At 69.5% G+C, this 19,496-nt stretch carries 15 protein-coding genes; all 15 read left to right on the top strand.

Annotated features, from left to right (window positions below; genetic code table 11):
- Nucleotides 1-36: 36 nt before the first annotated feature.
- The 15 genes from PL79_RS26645 (at nucleotide 37) to PL79_RS26575 (ending at nucleotide 19,496) form a co-directional block, all read left to right on the top strand.
- Nucleotides 37-573 (top strand): thiamine pyrophosphate-binding protein, encoded by a 537-nt coding sequence (locus tag PL79_RS26645; protein ID WP_044846918.1) that lies wholly within the window; start codon nucleotides 37-39, stop codon nucleotides 571-573.
- Nucleotides 573-1,166, top strand: a complete 594-nt coding sequence (locus PL79_RS26640; protein ID WP_044846917.1) for a thiamine pyrophosphate-dependent enzyme — start codon at nucleotides 573-575, stop codon at nucleotides 1,164-1,166. Before PL79_RS26645 ends, PL79_RS26640 begins: the two co-directional genes overlap by 1 nt.
- A 137-nt stretch (nucleotides 1,167-1,303) precedes the next feature.
- Complete coding sequence (locus PL79_RS26635) at nucleotides 1,304-2,782, top strand: aldehyde dehydrogenase (protein ID WP_044846916.1); 1,479 nt, start codon at nucleotides 1,304-1,306, stop codon at nucleotides 2,780-2,782.
- A gap of 74 nt (nucleotides 2,783-2,856) precedes the next feature.
- Complete coding sequence (locus PL79_RS26630) at nucleotides 2,857-4,161, top strand: MFS family transporter (RefSeq protein ID WP_044846915.1); 1,305 nt, start codon at nucleotides 2,857-2,859, stop codon at nucleotides 4,159-4,161.
- Between the two features lie 525 nt (nucleotides 4,162-4,686).
- Complete coding sequence (locus PL79_RS26625; RefSeq protein WP_044846914.1) at nucleotides 4,687-5,649, top strand: sigma-54 interaction domain-containing protein; 963 nt, start codon at nucleotides 4,687-4,689, stop codon at nucleotides 5,647-5,649.
- 161 nt (nucleotides 5,650-5,810) lie between these two features.
- Nucleotides 5,811-6,209: a DUF3467 domain-containing protein gene (locus PL79_RS26620; protein ID WP_044846913.1), complete on the top strand. Its 399-nt coding sequence runs from the start codon at nucleotides 5,811-5,813 to the stop codon at nucleotides 6,207-6,209.
- 9 nt (nucleotides 6,210-6,218) lie between these two features.
- Nucleotides 6,219-6,944, top strand: a complete 726-nt coding sequence (locus PL79_RS26615; protein ID WP_135801151.1) for a hypothetical protein — start codon at nucleotides 6,219-6,221, stop codon at nucleotides 6,942-6,944.
- Nucleotides 6,941-10,039, top strand: coding sequence for an N-acetylmuramoyl-L-alanine amidase (locus PL79_RS26610; protein ID WP_235879338.1), 3,099 nt, complete (start codon nucleotides 6,941-6,943; stop codon nucleotides 10,037-10,039). The genes PL79_RS26615 and PL79_RS26610 overlap by 4 nt, the downstream gene beginning before the upstream one ends.
- 18 nt (nucleotides 10,040-10,057) lie before the next feature.
- On the top strand, nucleotides 10,058-11,491 hold the full coding sequence (locus PL79_RS26605; RefSeq protein WP_207671185.1) for a hypothetical protein: 1,434 nt from the start codon (nucleotides 10,058-10,060) through the stop codon (nucleotides 11,489-11,491).
- A complete protein-coding gene (locus PL79_RS26600; RefSeq protein ID WP_044844334.1) occupies nucleotides 11,488-12,309 on the top strand; it encodes a hypothetical protein in 822 nt (273 codons plus the stop codon). Before PL79_RS26605 ends, PL79_RS26600 begins: the two co-directional genes overlap by 4 nt.
- Nucleotides 12,306-13,778, top strand: a complete 1,473-nt coding sequence (locus PL79_RS26595) for a S8 family peptidase (protein ID WP_044844333.1) — start codon at nucleotides 12,306-12,308, stop codon at nucleotides 13,776-13,778. The genes PL79_RS26600 and PL79_RS26595 overlap by 4 nt, the downstream gene beginning before the upstream one ends.
- Before the next feature lie 58 nt (nucleotides 13,779-13,836).
- Nucleotides 13,837-15,657: a hypothetical protein gene (locus PL79_RS26590; RefSeq protein WP_044844332.1), complete on the top strand. Its 1,821-nt coding sequence runs from the start codon at nucleotides 13,837-13,839 to the stop codon at nucleotides 15,655-15,657.
- 50 nt (nucleotides 15,658-15,707) lie between these two features.
- Nucleotides 15,708-16,760, top strand: a complete 1,053-nt coding sequence (locus PL79_RS26585) for a hypothetical protein (RefSeq protein WP_044844331.1) — start codon at nucleotides 15,708-15,710, stop codon at nucleotides 16,758-16,760.
- Between the two features lie 159 nt (nucleotides 16,761-16,919).
- Nucleotides 16,920-18,191 carry a hypothetical protein gene (locus PL79_RS26580; protein ID WP_235879337.1) on the top strand — a complete coding sequence of 424 codons (1,272 nt, stop codon included), beginning with the start codon at nucleotides 16,920-16,922 and terminating at the stop codon, nucleotides 18,189-18,191.
- Nucleotides 18,192-18,194: 3 nt separating this feature from the next.
- Complete coding sequence (locus tag PL79_RS26575) at nucleotides 18,195-19,496, top strand: hypothetical protein (RefSeq protein ID WP_063927825.1); 1,302 nt, start codon at nucleotides 18,195-18,197, stop codon at nucleotides 19,494-19,496.

Genomic DNA, 19,496 nt, shown 5'->3' with positions numbered 1-19,496 from the left:
TGATTCCTGAAACAACTTCGTGAAGGAGCGCAACCGATGAGTACCGCAACGGGACATGAGCCGGCATGGCAGACGTCCATCTTTTCCGTTCTGAAGGCCGGCGGCGTGAAGCAGATCGCCTACGTGCCGGACGCCGGACATACGCAGGTGATCCGCAGCGCGATCGCGGACGATGAAATCGCAGCCATCGCGCTGACCACCGAGGAGGAAGGCGTGGCGCTGACGAGCGGTGCATGGCTCGGCGGCCAGCGCGCGGTGCTGCTGATGCAGAGCAGCGGCGTTGGCAATTGCGTGAACATGTTCTCGCTGTTACGCAGTTGCAATTTTCCGTTCTTCACGCTGGTGACGATGCGCGGCGAATACGCGGAATTCAATCCGTGGCAGGGTCCGATGGGCAAGACGACGCAGGCCGCGCTCGAACTGATGGGCATCACGGTGCTGCGCGCGGACCGCCCGGAGGACGTCGAGGAAATCGTCAGTGCGGGGTTCGACGCCGCCTTCGAAGCCGGCGAGCAGGTTGCCGTGCTGCTGTCGCAGAGCCTGATCGGTCGCAAGAAGTGGGAGCGGAAATAATGAGCGAGCAACAAAACCAGACCATCGAGCGCCGTGCGTTCGTCCGGAACCTGCTGGCCGGCGCGCCGGACGCGCTCGTCGTCAGCGGCCTCGGTTCGGCCTCGTATGACGTGTTCGCGGCGGGCGATCGCGTCGGCAATTTCTATCTGTGGGGCGCGATGGGCGGCGCGGCGGCGCTCGGTCTCGGCCTCGCGCTCGCGCAGCCGGAGAAGCCGGTCATCGTCGTGACCGGCGACGGCGAACAGCTGATGGGGATCGGCGCGCTCGGGACGATCGGCGCGAAGCAGCCGAACAACCTGACGATCGTCGTGCTCGATAACGGTCATTACGGCGAAACCGGCATGCAGCAGAGCCATTCGAGCCTCGGCACCGATCTCGTTGCGGTCGCGAAGGGCTTCGGGCTCGCCGATTCGTTCGCGGTACGCGACGCGCGCGACTACACGCAGATCGTCGAGCGCGTGAATGCGCGCAGCGGGCCGGTGTTTGCCCAGGTTCACATCCGCGCGGACGAGCCGCCGCGCGCGCTGCCGCCGCGCGACGGCGTGTACGTGAAGAACCGCTTCCGCGAAGCACTCGGTTACGCGCCGTTCTGAGTGCGCTTGACACGCCGTCGTTCGACGCAATCTCGTCGTTCCCGTCGAACGGCGGCGACCGCCGTGCCGGGACCGCTGCCGAATGCGTGCATCCGGTAGCGGTCCGGGCGATTCACACCGATTTCAGCGAGCCGGACATGCAACGCTACCTTCACTTGATCGACGGCGAACGGCGCGAGCCCGACAGCCGTCAATGGTTCAACACCGACAATCCGTTTACCGGCCAGCCGTGGGCCGAGCTGGCGCGCGGCAACGAGGCTGATGCGGATGTCGCAGTGCGCGCCGCGCATCGTGCGTTCGTCGCCGGCGCATGGCGCGAGATGTCCGCGACCGCGCGCGGCCAGCTGCTGTGCCGGCTCGCCGACCGCATCGCCGAGCACGCCGAGCGCCTCGCCGCGATCGAGGTGCGCGACAACGGCAAGCTGTACGCGGAGATGCGCGGTCAGCTCACGTATCTGCCGCAGTGGTATCGCTATTACGGCGGCCTCGCGGACAAGATCCAGGGCGACGTGATCCCGCTCGACAAGCCTGGCTACTTCAATTTCACGCGACGCGAGCCGCTCGGCGTGGTCGCGATCGTCACGCCGTGGAATTCGCCGCTGATGCTGCTCGCGTGGAAGCTCGCGCCCGCGCTCGCGGCCGGCTGTACGGCGGTGATCAAGCCGTCCGAGTTCACGTCGGCGTCGACGCTCGAGTTCGTCGAGTTGCTGCACGAGGTCGGCTTTCCGCGCGGCGTGGTCAACGTCGTGACCGGCTTCGGCAACGAAGTCGGCAGTGCGCTGGTCGCGCATCCGCTGGTGCGCAAGGTGACGTTCACCGGCGCCGATTCGACCGGGCGCCGCATCAACGAGCAGGCCGCGCGCGACTTCAAGCACGTGAGCCTCGAACTCGGCGGCAAGTCGCCAAACATCGTGTTCGACGACGCGAATCTCGACGATGCGGTGAACGGCGCGGTATCGGGCATCTTCGCCGCGACCGGCCAGACCTGCATCGCGGGCTCGCGGCTGCTCGTGCAAGCGCGAGTCCACGACGAGGTCGTCGAACGCGTGGTCGCGCTCGCACGCACCGCGCGGATGGGCGACCCGATGGATGCGGGCACGCAGGTCGGCCCCGTCACGACGCGGGCGCAATACGACAAGGTGCTGAGCTACATCGACATTGCACGCAACGAAGGTGCGCAGCTTGCGCTCGGCGGCCACGCGGCGGCGCGTGTCGAATGCGGCAACGGCTGGTTCGTCGAGCCGACGATCTTCACCGGCGTGCGCAACGACATGCGCATCGCGCAGGAAGAGGTATTCGGGCCGGTGCTGTCGGTGATCCGCTTCGATACGGAAGAGGAGGCCGTCGCGCTCGCGAACGACGTGCGCTTCGGGCTCGGCGCGGGCGTGTGGACGCGCGACATCGGCCGCGCGTTCCGGATGGCCGAGCGCATCGAGTCGGGCACCGTGTGGGTGAACACGTATCGCGCGGTGAGCTTCATGTCGCCGTTCGGCGGTTACAAGGATTCGGGGCTCGGACGCGAGAACGGCATCGGCGCGATCGACGAATACCTGCAGACGAAGAGCGTGTGGATCAACACGGGCGCGCCGACGGGGAATCCGTTCGTGATGCGCTAGCAGCGGTACGCAAATCCTCCCGACGCGGCATCAGACCGGACCGCGGGACAACATGGATCTGGAGACACCAAGCAATGGAAACCAATACCCTGCGGCCGAACGCGGTCGGCGCGCCGGCGGATTCCCGGCGACGCATTCGGGCGATCGTCGGCGCTTCGTCGGGCAACCTGGTCGAGTGGTTCGATTTCTTCGTCTATTCGTTCTGCTCGTTGTACTTTGCGCATGCGTTCTTTCCTGCCGGTGACAGGACGACGCAGCTGCTCAATGTGGCCGGCGTGTTCGCGACCGGCTTTCTGATGCGCCCGGTCGGCGGCTGGCTGTTCGGGCGCATCGGCGATCGCCATGGCCGCAAGCGGGCGATGGTCCTGTCGGTGCTGATGATGTGCGGCGGGTCGCTGGCGATCGCCGTGCTGCCGACGTACGCGCAAGTCGGCGCGCTCGCTCCGGCGCTGCTGCTCGCCGCGCGTTGCATGCAGGGGCTATCGGTCGGCGGGGAATATGGCACCAGCGCGACCTACATGAGCGAGATCGCCGAGCCGGGACGGCGCGGCTTTTTCGCGTCGTTCCAGTACGTGACCGTGATCGGCGGGCAGGTGCTCGCCCTGGTCGTGGTAGTCGCGCTTCAGCAGTGGCTTTCGCACGATCAGCTGATCGCATGGGGTTGGCGCATTCCGTTTGCGCTGGGTGCACTCGGCGCGGTTGTCGCGATGAGGTTGCGTCGTTCGCTCGACGAGACCACGACCGCGCATGCGCGCAACCGGGCCGATGCTGGCACGCTGAAAGGACTGCGCGGGCACGGCCGGGCCGTGGTAACGGTACTGGGTTTCACTGCCGGTGGCTCGCTGGTGTTCTACACGTTTACGACTTACATGCAGAAGTACCTCGTCAACACCGTCGGAATGCAGGCGAAGACCGCGAGTGCAATCATGACCGCCGCGCTCGTCGTGTTCATGGTGATGCAGCCGGCGTTCGGCGCGCTGTCCGACCGGATCGGGCGCCGGGCGTCGATGCTGATGTTCGGCGTCGGTGCAACGGTCGGCACGGTTCCGGTGATGGTGGCGCTGAAGTCCGTCCACGATCCACTGTGGGCTTTCGTCCTGATTCTCGCCGCGCTGGCGGTCGTGAGCCTGTACACCTCGATCAGCGGTCTCGTGAAAGCCGAGATGTTTCCGGCGGAAGTGCGGACGCTCGGTGTCGGGTTGCCTTACGCGATTGCCAATGCGGCATTCGGCGGGTCGGCGGAGTATGCGGCGCTTTCGTTGAAGGCAGCCGGTATCGAATCCGCATTCTTTTGGTACGTGAGTGCACTGGGGGCGATTGCCGCGCTCGCGTCGTTCCGGATGCGGGACTCGGCGACCGACGGCTATCTGCGCGATTGACGATGGCAGCGTGCGCGAATGCGTCAGCGAGGCGGCAGGCTGCGGGTTCGGGTTTCGACGCTCGGGCAGTTCATGCCGATCGAGCGGCACGGAAACCCGACGCGGCTCGCCGTCTCCGCGCGCATCAGACACGTGCGCCACATCCTCACCGCAACCGACGTACGCGACTGGCGAAGTCACCGATCCCGCTTCGTGAACGACACGCATTCTCCGAATTCCGCGACGGGCTTTCCGTTCGTCATCCCGATTGCGGATGAATTGATGAAAATGCGTGAAATGACATATTTGTTATTGCGTAGTCGGCAGGTTGTACGAATCTCCATATTGAAACTACACTGGTTATCGGCCGGCGCCGTGACACGCGGCTCTCCATTCAACACGCATCACAGTACTAATTAAACGCGTGCCAACAATCGCCATCGAGGATGGTTGTCTTGTTCCTCAACATCCAGCGGGGGGGAAGTGGCGATGAACATCGGGGCTGCGCATCATCCGTCAACGGTTCGCTAGCCGGGCGGCGCGCGCATGAGCACGATCGGAGGCATTCACGCGACGTCGCTCGGGCTGCACGGCTCGAGCCCGGCGATGACCGACCTGCGCCGCTATCTGGCGAAGGTCGCGCGCACCGATACGACGGTGCTCGTGACCGGCGAAACCGGCACCGGCAAGGAGCGCGTCGCCAGCGCCGTCCATCGCCTCAGCACCCGGACCGACAAGCCGTTCATCGCCGTCAACTGCGCGGCCGTGCCCGACAGCCTGTTCGAATCCGAGATGTTCGGCCACGAGCGCGGCGCGTTCACCAGCGCCCAGCACGCGTTTCCCGGCCGCTTCGTCGAGGCCGACGGCGGCACGCTGTTCCTCGACGAAGTCAGCGAGATGCCGCTCGCCGTCCAGGCGAAGCTGCTGCGCCTGCTCGAGGACCGCACGGTGATGCCGGTCGGCTCGCTGCGCCGGCGCCCGGTCGATGTCCGGATCGTGGCGGCGAGCAACGAACGCCTGGAGGACCTGGTCGCGGAACGCCGTTTCCGTGCCGACCTGTTCTATCGCCTGAACGTCGCGCGCATCGAGATACCGCCGCTGCGCGAACGGCCGGAGGACATCGCGCCGATCGTCGATCTCTTCGTCGCCGAACACAACCTGCAGCGGGCGATGCGGGTGGGGCGGCCCGATCCCGCCCTGCTCGAGTGCATGCGGCATTACCGGTGGCCGGGCAACGTACGCGAGTTGCGTAACCTGGTCGAGGCACTGTTCATCGATGCGCCGGAAGGGCGCCCGTTCGGGCTGGGCGACCTGCCGCCGGCATTCCGGCGCCTGTTCCTGCAGGATTTTTCGGCCGGCGAGCATGAGCGCGAGCGGCTGGTCTCGGTGCTGCGCCAGACCAACTGGAACAAGATGGAAGCGGCGCGCCAGATGAACTGGTCGCGCATGACGCTGTACCGCAAGCTGGCCAAATACAACCTGGACGCCGGCAACACTGCATCGGTGTGACAGCCGGGCTGTCACATGGTACAGCCCGGCAGCGTTCCCGAATCCCGCACCGGCCGGGAAATTCCACGGCAAATCATGTGCTTGCGCCGGCGCACCCGCGTTGGCCCGCTCCTTGCGAAGCAGAACGGACAGACCGCCCGTCGCCATGCAAGGAGGCCGTCGTGCACGTCATCGAGCCAAGCCAGGACGCCCCGCCGGAGCCGGCCCAGCCGGCCGGCCAGACACGGCCGCTGCTCGCCAGTTATGCGAACTATTTCGAGGTCGGGCACAACGCGTTCGAGTTCCTGATCGATGCCGGGCAGGTCGAGCCGCAATCCGGCAACGTCCAGTTGATGAGTCGCGTCGCGATCAGCCCGGTGCACGCGAAGCTGCTCGCGCAACTGCTGGCGCGCGCGATTGCCCAGTTCGAAGCGACGCACCACGAAATCCCCGACATCGGCGACCCGGAACCGGATCTGGAGATGCTTCCCCCGCAGGAATTCGAACGGCGCGCGATCGATGCGCGCAGCAAGCCGATGCTCGGCGGCCGTCGCGACGAGCCCGATCAAAACCAGAGCTGAGGACACGACATGGCAGCGCAACTCCATCCCAACCGCATGGTCCTGACCGACCGTTTCCCGATGCTGGGCTTCACGATTCGCGTCGGCCACGCGCCGTGCGTCGCGGAACTGGTGATCGCCACCGATCCCGCGCTGTTCACGCGCAAGGACGGGCGCACGTCGTCGACGTTCTATACCAGCCGCGAGGACGGCCTGCTGGCGATCCCGCGTGGCGAAGCGGTGTTCATGGTGCCGCCTGCCGTGCTGGCGCGCTTCGCGGGCGCGAGCCGGCTGTGGTTCGGCCTCGCCACCGCGGCGTCGCCCGCTGCCGATGCGTGGACGGTCGACGTCCTGCCGAATGCCGACAGTCCGTATGTGTCGCTGTCGGGGCTCAGCGACCGGGGATTGCGCCGGGTCCGCGTGTTCCCGACGCGCGGCGCTGCCGCCGTCAGGAGTCCGCTGCTGAACTGGGCGGGCGACGCCACGCGGCCGGGCGCGACCGCCGTGCCGGCGCCGGCCGGCCGGGCGCCGCCCCCGCGCGCCGCAGCGGCCGTCGAGGGCGCTGCGCCGCACCACGACGTCCATTACGACGACGGCTTCGGTCCGCTTCCGCCGCTCAATGCCGCAACGCGGGCGCCGCGACGCGCCGCGCCGGCGTCGGCGTCGCCCCGCCGCGCGCCGCATCCGCCGTCGCACCGGCACCCGCCGTCGCACCGGCACCCGCCATCGCACCGGCACCCGTGTCGCAGGGGATGAGCGACGATGCCGGGTTCCGCCTCGCGGGCGAACGCCGCGGCTTCACCTGGCCGCGGCCGCGCAAGCTCTCGACCGTCGAGCGGGCCGCGCTGCGCGCGATTCTGAGCGCGAATCCGGCCACCGCGTCGCTGATGCTGCTGCTGCCGGTCGCGATGCGCAACGGCCTGTCGGTCTCGATCGGCGCGGGTGCGGGCGCCGGGCTGGAATCCGGGGGCGCGGGCGCGGTCGGCCTCATCTTCGACGCCAATGGCGACGACATCGGCGTCTTCGTGTCGGGCGAGCTCGACTTCGGCTACATCGTGTCGGCGAGCCTCACCGGCCAGATCAGCCTGCTGCGCGGCCATATCGACGATTTCGCGGGCACCGGCACGACGGTCGGCGTGATGGTCGGCGAAGCCCCGGCCGGCGGCATCTCGGCGCTGTTCAACGCCCGCGGTGAATTCGTCGGCGTCACGCTGTCGGCCGGCGTCAGCGTCGGCAGCCCGGTGAGCGTCTTCGTCGGCGTCTCGCGCGCCGCGGCGGGCACGATCGCCACCTCGTCGTCGTCGTCGCTTGCGTGGGCGCGCGGCCTGAGCGCCGACCCGGAGGCCTACGGCATCGATACGCCGCCGTACAGCGACGACGATGCGGCCGCCGAGCCGTCCGCGACGGCCAGCGCGCTGGCGCTGGGCGCGCGCGAGAACAGTCTCGTCACGCGCACGGCCGCCAGCCCGAATTTCGACGAGGGGCGCGGCAGCAAGACGATCGACCGCATCATCATCCACATCGCCGACGTCCCCACCGTCCAGCAGGTGGTGAATACCTTCACCAATGCGTCGTCGAAGGTGAGTTCGCATTACCTGGTCGGGCAGGAGGGCGAAGTCGTCCAGTTCGTCTCCGAGGCCGACACGGCGTGGCACTGCAAGGGCTCGAACCAGCGCAGCATCGGCATCGAACACATCGCGGTGAAGCGCGGCGGCGCCGACTACCCGCGTCGCAATGGCACCGTCCAGCATTTCGATGCGCTGGCGCCGACCCAGCTCCAGTACGAAACCTCGGCGGCGCTGGTCGCGTCGCTGTGCGACAAGTATCAGCTGCCGATCAATCGCACGACGATCATGGGCCATCGCGAGGCCGACACCTCGACCGGCCATACCGCGTGCCCCGACGGCAATTGGGACTGGGACTACTTCATGCGGCTGGTCACCAGCCGCACCTGCCAGCCGCAGGCGGCCGGCCAGGCGCTGGGGCTCGCCGCGCGCGGCCTCGGCGACGACATTCCGCTCGATCCCGGCGTCGGCGGCCTGTCGATCGGCACCGACGCGCTGGAGATCGGCGACATCATTCTCAGCACCACCGGCAATCCGGGCTCCGGCGTCATTCGTGCCGGCTCGGGTGCGGAGGTCAGCCACGCGATGCTCTATGTCGGCCAGGGCGGGCAGGTGATCGAGGCGATTCCCGGCGGGGTCCAGTTGCGCCCGCTCGCGGACGCGCTGGCCGACGCGCGCCTCGCGGTCGCGTTCCGGGTGCCGGGCCTGACCGATACGCAGCGGCAGCAGGTTGCCGATGCCGCCGCGCGCTACCTCGATCGCGGTTTCAACTACGTCGGGCTGGTCCGCTGCGGCAGCTACCTGATCGACCGCCACGCGTGCGACCTGCTGTCGGGCGACGCGGCGGAGCGCTGCCGCCGCTTCGTCGGCCGCATCGAGCTCGGCGAAGGCGCCGACACCGACAACTTCTTCTGCTCGCAGCTGGTCGCCCAGTCGTTCCAGGACGCGGGCAGGCCGATCGTCAGCGTGCCGCCGCACTGGGTGCCGCCGGGCGATCTCGCCAGCCTGTCGACCGGCACGATGGCCCCCGGAACGCTCGCGTATGTCGGCCATCTGAAGGCGCCGATCCCGAGCCGCGGCTTCTTCGGCACGAGCCAGGCGCTGTCGGTCGCCTCGGGCGCCGCGCGCGCGCTGGGCGCCGACGACTGGTCGGTGAACTGGGACGAGGTGCAACTGACCCCGCAGCCCACCGACATGGGCTGCTGGGCGACGGCCGCGTCGATGGTGATCGGCTGGCGCGACAACCAGAGCGTCGACCCGACGCTGCTCGCGCGCTGCATCAGCCTCGAGCGCCAGATGCGCGATGGCCTGGCGCCGGCCGAGGTGGCGGGGTTCGCCGGGGTGTCGACGCTCACGGTCGAACCCAATGCGTGCTTCGCGCCCGAAGGCTTTCGGCGGCTGCTGGAGGCGAACGGGCCGATCTGGGTCGCCGAAGTCGTGCGCGCGCCGGTCAACTTCTTCCATGCGGTGGTGGTGACGGGCATGTATCGCAGCGGCGACGCGTATTTCGTGCGGATCACCGATCCGCTGGACCGCGTGGTCGGCACGCCGGGCCATCCCGGCGCGCGGACCGTGCCGCCGACCCACTCGACCGGCAGCCGCTACATCATGACCTACGAGGATTTCGTGTCGGAATACGAGGCGGCGGCCGGCATCGGCGTGATCCAGCTGATGCATTCGGGCGGCACGTTCGGCCACACGATCAATCGCGGCAGCGCGGCGGGCGCGGGCTACGCGCTCGGCGTCGAGCCGCCGGCAGCGGGCGGCGAGTTCGGCTTCGGCGTGAGCCTGACCCGGCGCACCGAGAGCCGCGACGGGCGCAGCTACGATCTCGCGCAGCTCGCCGGGCTGGTCCAGCCCGCCAACGCGCTGGCGGGCGGCGCCGGGCAGCCGCGCATGGCCGGCCAACGCATCACCCTCGACGACTGGCCGTATATCGACGGGCCGAGCGGCCGCACGTCGGCGCCGGTGTCGATCGACTGGGCGTGGCAGGGCGGCGCGGTCGGCGACGTGACGATTGCCGCGGACCACGGCCAGATGCTCGACGGCTGGAGCGCGTTCGTGCGCGCGGATATCGGCCGCGGTTCCGGCACCGCCGAACGGGCGAGCGTCAAGCTGCGCATCACCACTACGTTCCGGCATGCCGGCGAGGAGGACCAGGTCGGCGTGACGGAGGTGACGCTGAACGGCGACGGCCGCTTCCAGATCGTGCACGGCGCCGACGGCGCGCCGCCGCTTCCGGCAAGCGGCACGCAACCGGCGCCGCGCGAACTGCAACCCGCCTGACCCCGAGGGACACGCGCGATGGCCCGCCACATTCCCCCTCCGCCACCCCGCGGCGCGATCACGCCCGCGGTGGCCCTTGCTCGCGACGCGTTCGGCCGCGAGATCGTCGACGGGTCCGGATCGGGCGACCCGGGCAGGCAGGACGGCGCATTGCCGCAAGCAATGCCGGCCGGCGGCGCGGCGCCCGCGGCCCCGGGCGGGTCGGCGCCTCCGAAGGAGAAGGCGACGGACGCCATCGGCCGGCGTGCGGCGGCGCTGGCCGATGCGATCGACTTTCCGACCTTCGTCGCGAGCCTCGTGCATGGCACCTACGACGCGATCGTCGACAGCTCGATCAAGCAGGTCGAGAGTTTCGCCGACCTGGTCGGCGCGGTGGCCAAGCCGCTGGACCAGTTCACGCAGGAGAACGTGACCGACGGGCAGGCGCGCGCGTGGCTGGTCGAGCAGTATCCGCACGACGTGACGCTGACGCAGGACGGCGGCGATTACCGCCTCGCGCCGGTCGTCCGGCCCGGCGACGACGACGCGGCCCCCGCGCCCGCGTGGCTCGCCGATTTCGGCGCGGCCGACGGCGCGTTCGATACCCAGACGCTCGAATCGGTGGTGCTGCCCCGCGCCCGCGAGCGCGTCGCGCAGCACCGGTTGTCGACGCTGTCGACGATGGTGCTGCTGGGCATGCAGCGGGTCGTGGTCAAGGACGGGACGATCGCGGCGAGCCTCAATTTCCAGGCCAAGGCGCGCGACCGCGCCGCCGTGCAGTATGCGACGTCGAACGACCCGTCGTCGGGGCAGACGACCTGGGGCGGACGGGGAACGTCGGGCGATGTCGTCACCACGGTCTCGACCGTTGCGGTCAATGCGCAAACCGACACCGATCTCAAGGCGACGCTGACCGGAAAGGTGAGCATCAATTTCGCATCGGAGACGCTGCCGCCGCTCGACCGTTTCGTCGACGAGGCGTCGCGCAATCTGCTGGAGCGGCACAGCCGGCCGGCGCGCGGATCGCGCCGCCGGCCGCCCAGCCGCGCGCCGGTGGCGGTGCCCGTTCCGCCGCGCGACGCAGGCGCCGCCGCCGTGCCGCGCGTGCCGGCCGCGTCCGCCGCCCCGTCGGCCGCGTCGGCCTCATCGGCTTCATCGGCTTCATCGGCGCCGGCGGCACCCGCACCCGCATCCGCAGAGAGAACCCACATGATCGCGCCGCGGCCGCTGGGCGAGACGCTGGGCGCGTTCGCCGACGTTGCCGGACAGCTGGCCGCGGGCGCGGCGCAAGGGCTGCGGGTGCGCTCGATGGCGATGGAACTGCCGCTCGACCTGCGCATTGCATGGGGCGCCGACGGCATCGAGCTGGTCGGCGACCTGCCGCAGTTCCTGACCCGCACGGCCTTCGATGCGGAGCCGGCGCGGCTCGCGATCGTCCTCGAAGCCGTGCCGGTCGACGGAGCGGTGCGATGAACAGCAACGCCAGCCTGCGCCTCGAGGATTTCATCCAGGCCGTGCAGAGCCAGCTCGACAACGCGCAGGCGGCGATGGCGATCAAGGCGCGCAACCTCAACCTGCCGCTGACCTTCGCGATCAAGGACGTCAACCTCGATCTGCGCGCCCATGTCGAATTCGTCGAAAGCGAGGTGTGGATTCGTCCCGCCGGCCCGGGCGACACCGACAGCAGCACGTTCCATCTCGTCTTCACGACCATCACGCGGCCGGCGATCGAGGAGAACGCGATCGCGCTGTCCGAGGACAGCAAGGACCAGCCGCTCGACGCGCTGGGCGACGAGCTCTCGGCCGAGGACCGCAAGCGGCTGGAATGGGCCGGCGTGCGCACGGTCCGGCAATTTCGGCAGGCCGAGCAGCGCGACATGGTGCATGCGATCGGCCGCGTCACCAACCTGTCCGTGGACCGGCTGCGCCGGGCGCTCGACCGGGCGTCTGCGCCGAGCGTCGAGCGGATCGAACCGGTGGCGCCCGCCACCGACGCGCAGCCCGATGCGGCGCCGCTGCTGCGCGTGATCGGGCGCAATCTCGTCAACGGCACGCACGCGCCGCTGGTGCGGATCGGCAATCGCCCGGTCGCGGTGCTGCAATCGGCGGACGACGAGCTGCTGCTCGCACCGGGCCGCGACCAGTGGGCCGGCGAACTCGCCGTCTCGCCGACGAGCCGCCATGCCGCCGCGCTGGCGTTCGACCTGAGCGCATTCGCGCCGCCGCCGGCGCCCGCGGCCAGGCCCATGACCCTGGCCGCCGTGCCCGGCCAGGAGGAGGCGCGGCCATGACGATCCATGCACTCGGCACGCCGTGGGCATCGCCCGGCGAGCGTCAGTTCAGCCTGCCGACCTGCCTGCTCGTCAAGCTGGCGCTCGGCGAAGCGCCCGAGCACGTGCCGTCGATCCGCGACGTGACGCGCGGCGCGCTGGCCGCCGCGCAATGCATCGACGGCGGCCCGGTCGACCGCATCGTGGTTGCGTTCGCCGGCCGCTTTCTCGCGGTGCGCCCGTTCAGCGCGGCGGCCGGGCGCTGGGTGCCCGGGCATGCGCACCTCGGCTACGACGCGATCGAACAGACGACCGGCATGGCCCGCACGCTGCTGCTGCGCGTGCCGGCGGGCACGCCGATCGGTGCGCTGTGCGACTCGCTCGCCCAGCTCGCGACCGTGGAAAGCGTGACGCCCAACTACGTGGCGACGGTCCCGATGGACGCGCCCGGCCGCTTGGCGCCCGTGCCGCCGGCCGCGCGGGTTGCGCAGGATGCGCGCGCGCTGGTGCGCATGGCCGACGCACACGCGATCGAGCCGGGCGACAGCGGCGTCACGGTCGGTCTGATCGACAGCGGCATCGCGCGCCAGCATCCCGAATTCGCGCATGCCTTCCGCGCGGGCGCCGATACGGTGCGTCTCGAGCCCGGCGACTTGTCGCCCGGCGTGCAGCTGCTGAGCGGTCACGGCCATCGCGGCGATTTTCCCGAGGACCGCTTCGTCGGTCACGGCATGGGCTGCGCGGGCATCATCGCCGCCGAAGGCGTGGCGATGCCGCGCGGGCTCGGCGGCGATTGCCGCATCCTGCCGATGCGCGCGCTGGCGGCCGCCCGCCTGCCGGGCAAGGCGCATGCGATCGGGCTCGGCGCGATCGCCGACCTCGATCGCGCGCTCAAGCTCGCGGTCGACCTCGGCGCGAAGGTGATCAACATGAGCTTCGGCACCGACGACGCGACGATCGCCGCCAACCGCCCGAAACCGCACGCCGACACGGTCGCGTATGCCGCCGCGCGCGGCTGCATTCTCGTGGCCGCGAGCGGCAACAACGGCGCCGTGACCCGCTACTGGCCCGCCGCCTATCCGCAGGTGATCGCGGTCGGCGCCGTCGGCGACGACGGCCGGCCGACCCCGTTCTCGACGCGCGGCCCGCACGTCGCGCTGTGCGCCCCGGGCGAACGGGTGCTGACGAGCGCGATCGAGGCCTATCAGCTCGCGACCGGCACCAGTTTCGCCGCGCCGTTCGTCGCGGGCGCCGCGGCGCTGCTCGTCGCGTACGCGCAGCGCCGCGCCTATCCGCTCGACGGCGCGACGGTACGCGAGCTGGTCGTCGCCACCGCGCGCCCGTTCGCGCCCGGCGCGGCCGACGGCTGCGGCGCCGGCATTCTCGACGCGGCAGCGGCGCTGCAGGCGCTGTCCGGCCGCATCGACGCGTACGAAGCGGCGGGCGACGACGGTTGCACGGGCAAGGACGGCCGTGCCGACGACGGCTGACTGGCGCACGGGATTCCGCTCACTCCCCCGAACCGACCGGATTTCAAGGAGAAGTTAAATGTTTCATGTCAACAATCAAGTCCGCTTCCTCGACCTCGTCGACCTCGAGACCCGGGCACGCGACGGGCTGGTCGATATCGTCAACCGGCTCGAGTCGCTGAAGCGGCCGCCGGTCGCCGCCGAGCGGGAGCAGCTCGCGCTGTGCAAGGCCATCCTCGCGGTCGTCTACGACACGAAGCCGTCCGACGGCGTGCCGCAGGTGTGCGATCCGCTGTTCGTCGCCACCCGCGAACTGCTCGCCAGCAAGTCACTGGTGAATCCGCCGTTGCTCTCCGAGGTCAACGGCCAGCTGGTGTTCGACGCGGGCGACGTGAGCGGCGCCAACGGTGCCAATGGCACCAATGGCGCCAATGGCGCGAACGGCTCGGACCCGGAGGCCGTGTCGATCACGCTCGTCGCGCTGGTGCTGGGCATCCTCGCGGTGGACGGGGCCACGCCGCCGCCCGTGAAGGTCGACGGCGACAAGACCGTGCCGGACGGCGACAACGTGCTGATGAACGCCTTTACCCGCCAGTTCTTCGCGGCGGTGGGCGAGGCCAATTCGTACGGTGGGCTCGCGCAGCGGGTGCTGGCGCTGCTGTGCATCGAGGGCGATCCCGACGGCCGCGGCGGCGAGCAGCCGGGCGTGGTCACCACCGAATTCGCGCGCGTGATGCGCGGCCTGCAGGCCCGCAAGATCCAGGCCGACGAGCCGCAACTGCGCCGCCGCATCAACGAGGAGCTGAACACCGTCCAGAACATCGGCGGCGAGGACGCGATCGCCGATCTCGGCATCGACCTGCCGAACCTCGAGGATCTGGAAGACGCGAACATCGTCGCCGACAACGTGCGCGTGATGGGCCCGATGATCGTCGCCGCGATGTTCGACGAACTCAAGGTGTTCCAGGTGGTCGACCGCATCGTCGAGCAGTTCCAGCACGGCACGCTGCCGATCGGCCCGGGCAATGCCGGCAAGCTGCTCTATCGCTACTGGCGCGAAACGCCGAACCGCATCTCCGAGCAGGAGCGCAAGAACTTCGCGGCCATCACGCTCGGCGTGCCGGGCGGCGATCCGAACACGGCCGGCAATCGCGAGTTCAACGACCTGTGGATCCGCTTCGTGTCGTCGGTGTCGTCGTTCGTGCGACAGACCGAGGTCGACTCGCTGCTGCGCGCGAGCGTGCCGAACCCGATCAACCACCAGCAGGTGCGCAAGGCCGCCCGCGATCTCGCCGGCAACCTGTCGCTGCACGGCTACGGCATGGCGCATTACGCGGCGCGCGAGATCCAGTCGCAGGTCAAGTTCATGATCGACCTGCTGCAGGACCCCGAGATCCGCGGCTGCTACGGCGCGAAGGACATGTGGCAGGTGATCGACCAGGTCGCGACCTACGACCTGGGCGGCGCGCGCACCAGCTCGCGCTATCGCACGCTCGCGACCTGCGGCACGATCATCACCGCGTGGCTGGCCAACAACGTCGATCGCGTCAACAAGGCGACCGGCCCGCTGCTCAGCATCGACCAGATCGCCAATCCCGACGTCTCGTCGAACCACAAGTCGACCGTCGACCCGACCGATTACGACCTGGTCAACGCATGCGAGCTGTGGCTGGCCGATACCGCGACCACCGATACGCAGATCGAGCAGTTCTCGCAGCCGCGCGAGGCGCCGCAGATGACCTCGAAGCCGGTGCCGATCCCGGCGATGGCGCGCGAGATGCTGGACGGCGTCGGCGACATCGGCGCCGGCATCGGCCTCGGCGCGGGCGTGCCGGTGAAGGCGGGCTACGGTGTCGGCACGCACAACGGCGCGAGCTACTACTCGAACCGTCCGCACTGAAGCGGCGTCGCGTGTGCCGCGCCATTTTCGAACCCTGCCGGAGCCGAGCCATGCCCCTGACCTCAATCCGCGAACCGGTCGTCGCCCGGGTCGAACGCCGCCTGAAAAGCGCCGCGCGAAGCCTCGGCACCGCCGATCCATTCGCGCCGTCGCGCGACCTGTTCCTGCGCACCTTCGGCGACGGCGCCGACGATCTGCGGTTCCGCGACAACGCGCTGATGCCGATGGCGGTGCCGTTCGAGCCCAGCTTCTCGGAAAGCCAGCCGGGCAAGCTGCGCTTCACGATCGAGCCGTTGCCGCCGGAGGCGTCGGCGATCGACCGGCGCGACGAGTCGACCCGCGAAATGCGCAAGCTGATCCGCGACTTCATCGGCCGCGAGGCGCTGCACTGGTTCGACCAGGCGAGCGAGCCGTTCCGGGGCTTCGCGCGGCCCGGCGGCAACCTCGACTACGGCGCGTTCTTCGGCTCCAGCTATGACCGCGACGGGCTCTATGCGTCCAAGGTGTACTACGAGCTGCCCGGCGATGCCGGCACGATCGAGAACCTGCCCCGCGACCTGGCCGGCATCGTCCAGGCCGCGCTGCAGATGGTGCCGGGGCTCAAGCCGCTCTTCACCACGATGGCGGCCCAGCGCGATCTCGGCGGCCAGCGGCTCACGTTCGCGTGTACCCGGGCGCTGCGGCTCGCCGATCTGCAGCCGGTCATGGATGCGCTCGGCATCGGCCATCGGCTGCCCGGCATCATGCAGCTCCTGGGGCTGGTGCTCGGCGGGCGCTTCGACCTGCCGCCGCACGGCGCGCTGCTCGCGTTCGGGCTCGGCCCGGACGGGCCGGATTTCGAACTCTACGTGCTGCTGTCGGCGATCCCCGACGTGCCGCCCGCGTTCCTGAGCCTGCTGACGATGGGGCTCGCCGAGCGTCCGCGCGGATTGCAGGCGCTCGAGCGCTGGATGGGCGCGTTCACGCCGGAGGACGCGCACTGGCCGGGCCGCTTCTCGATCATCAGCCTGCGCACGGACGCGGCCTGCCCGGCACGGGTGAGTCTCTACCTGCGCCCCATCGAGTTCGAACTGCCGGCGGACGCGCCCGCCCAGGCCAACTGAATCCGAATCGCGTCGTCACGCATTTCCCGCGAGGTCGCCATGTTCCCGCAAGCTGCCCGTTCCACGCCGATCGCGCCGCCGCCGCCACGCGCCGCGGCGACCGCTCCGCGTCACACGCCGCCGGTGCCCGCCGACGAAGTGCGCCAAGGCGTCGCGCAGATGTTGACCCGGTCGCAGGCGTTCAACGCGATGCCCGACGCCGATCGCCGCGACATCGCGCGCAACACCGCGTTGATCGCCGATTACCTCGCGCGGCCCGAAGGGTTCGCCGGCCACGAGATTCCGGGCGGGGTGGGCACCGCGCCGGCGCGCGCGCTCGACGACAACACGGATCATTCCGCGCACGAGGCGGATTTCTCGACGCACAACCAGGCCGTCGACAGCATCGGCAAGTCCAAATTCACCGCGGCGGCCGCGCACGAGGGCGCGGCGGTCGCGGGCGAGCTGCTGAACCAGGTCAAGTTCCCGACCTTCGTCGCGAGCCTGATCAGCGGCGTGTTCCAGTCGATCACGCACAGCTCGATCGAGCAGATGAAGGCGTATCAGGAAATGATCGCGCAGGTGGCGAAATCGCTCGGCCAGTTCGCCGACGAACATGTGACGGAGAACCAGGCGCGCGATCATATGGTCGGCCAGTTTCCCGACCTGTTCGAGATCGGCATGGACGACAGCGGCGACACGCCGAGCCCGCGCGTGCAGGTGCGCGACGGGGTCGACCCGGACGAAGCGTCGAAGACCGTGCGCGCGCGCCTGCAGATGGGCGACGGCGATACCTTCGACCTGTCGGACGAGGCCTCCGAGCTGGCGATCGTCAATCGCTTCAAGATGCAGCTCGCCAAGCAGCGCCAGCAGATGCTGGCGTCGATCGTGCTGATGGGCATCAACCGCATCGTCGTCACCGACGGCAAGATCTCCGCGAAGATCATCTACGACGTGCGCGCGCAGGACACGCTTTCGAAGCAGCGCAGCGCCACCGCGGTCGACCTCGCCCGCGACAAGGACGGCAACGTCCAGTCGACCTACGCCGGCAAGGGCACCTACGATCGCGGCGGCAAGTACGACTCCAGCAACGACAAGGACAACGGCCGCCAGTACAGCGCCGACTACTACGCGAAGGGCGACTACGAATACGAGAACAAGCCGATCATCACCGCGTCGACGGCCGCGTCGGAAACCAGCAACGCGGCGATGCAGACCAAGATCCAGCTGTCCGGCGCGGTCGACGTCAATTTCAAGAGCGACTACCTGCCGCTCGACAAGATGGCGACGCCGCAGATGATCGCCACCATCACCGGCAACGCGACGCCCGCCGATCCGAACGTGCTGCCCAGCCCGAAAACGCCGCCGGCGGCGTCCGCCCCCGCTGCGGCTTCAGCCCCGGCGGCGGCGCCGGCCGCCGCGCCGGCACCGGCTGCGGCCAGGGGAAACTGAGCCATGCGCCTGCCCGCTCCCCCCGACGCGCTCCACCCGGTGCGGCCGCCCACGAGCGCCGCCGCGTTCGACGCGACGCGGCCCGAGGTGCGCCGCCTGCTGACCGCGATTCCGTCGTTCCTCGACCTGCCCGACGACGAGCGCCGCCGCATCGCCGCCGATACGGTGCGGGTGCTCGCCTACCTGGCCGACCCGAACGGCGTGCATGCCGAGATTGCCGAGCGCGAGGCGAACGGCGAACTGCCGCCCACCGGCCTCGCGCACCCGCTCGTGCCGCCGGGTCCGGCGCCGGCCGCCGCGGCGCTGGCCGACGATCCCGTCACCGCGACCAAGCGCCAGCTCGCGCAGGATCCCGGCTTCGCCGGCAAGGACTTCCAGGCCGGCGCGGTGAAGCAGGGCGTCGAGCAGTTCGGCCAGATGGTGCAGAAGGTCGATTTCCCGAAATTCGTAGGAGGCCTGATCAAGAACGTGTTCCAGGCGATCGTCGAAAGCTCGATCGAACAGATGCGCGCGTACGGCGAGCTGATCGCCAATGTCGCCAAGACCACCGCCCAGTTCATGAGCGACAACATCAGCGAGGGCGCCGGCCGCGACTATCTCGCCGATTCGTTCCCCGACGTGCTGTCGGTGCAGGCGCAGGACGGCGCCGACGCGTTCGACGCGGACAGCGCCGGCGCGGCCGCGGCGGCGGCCCCGACGCGGCTGGTGGCGCAGGGCGACAACGCGCAGCAGCGGCTTGCCGAGATCAGCCGGAACTACAACCTCGATCCGCCCGTGACCGACCTGTCCGACGACAAGTCGGAACTGCGCCTCGTCACCGCGGCGCGCCTGCAGATGGCGAAGCAGCGCCAGCAGCTGCTGTCGTCGATGGTCATGCTCGGCATCAACCGCATCGTCGTCACCGACGGGTCGATCAACGCCAAGGTGGTGTTCGACATGCGCGCCAGCGACACGGCGAAACGCACCTACACCGCGTCGATGCACGACCGCGAGAGCCAGAAATACAAGGAATCGCTCAACGCCCATTACGGCAGCTGGTACACGCCGTATTCGGCCGACGCCGCGTTCGAGGGGCAGCAGGAGCACGTGGCCACCGTCGGGTCGGCGCTCGACGACACGAGCGAATCGAAGGCCGAGGTGAAGGCGAAACTGTCGGGCGAGGTCCGCGTCAACTTCAAGAGCGACTACCTGCCGCTCGACAAGATGGCGACGCCCGAGATGATGTCGGTGATCCAGGGCAACTCGACGCCGTACAACCCCAACAAGCCGGCCCCCGCCGCCGGCGTGCCGGCCGGGCAGCACTGA

The sequence above is a fragment of the Burkholderia sp. USMB20 genome (genome assembly GCF_000949135.2).
In the GTDB taxonomy this organism is placed as follows: Bacteria; Pseudomonadota; Gammaproteobacteria; order Burkholderiales; family Burkholderiaceae; genus Burkholderia.
Note: the sequence above shows the minus strand (reverse complement) of the source record. Positions and strands in the feature narration are given on the sequence as shown.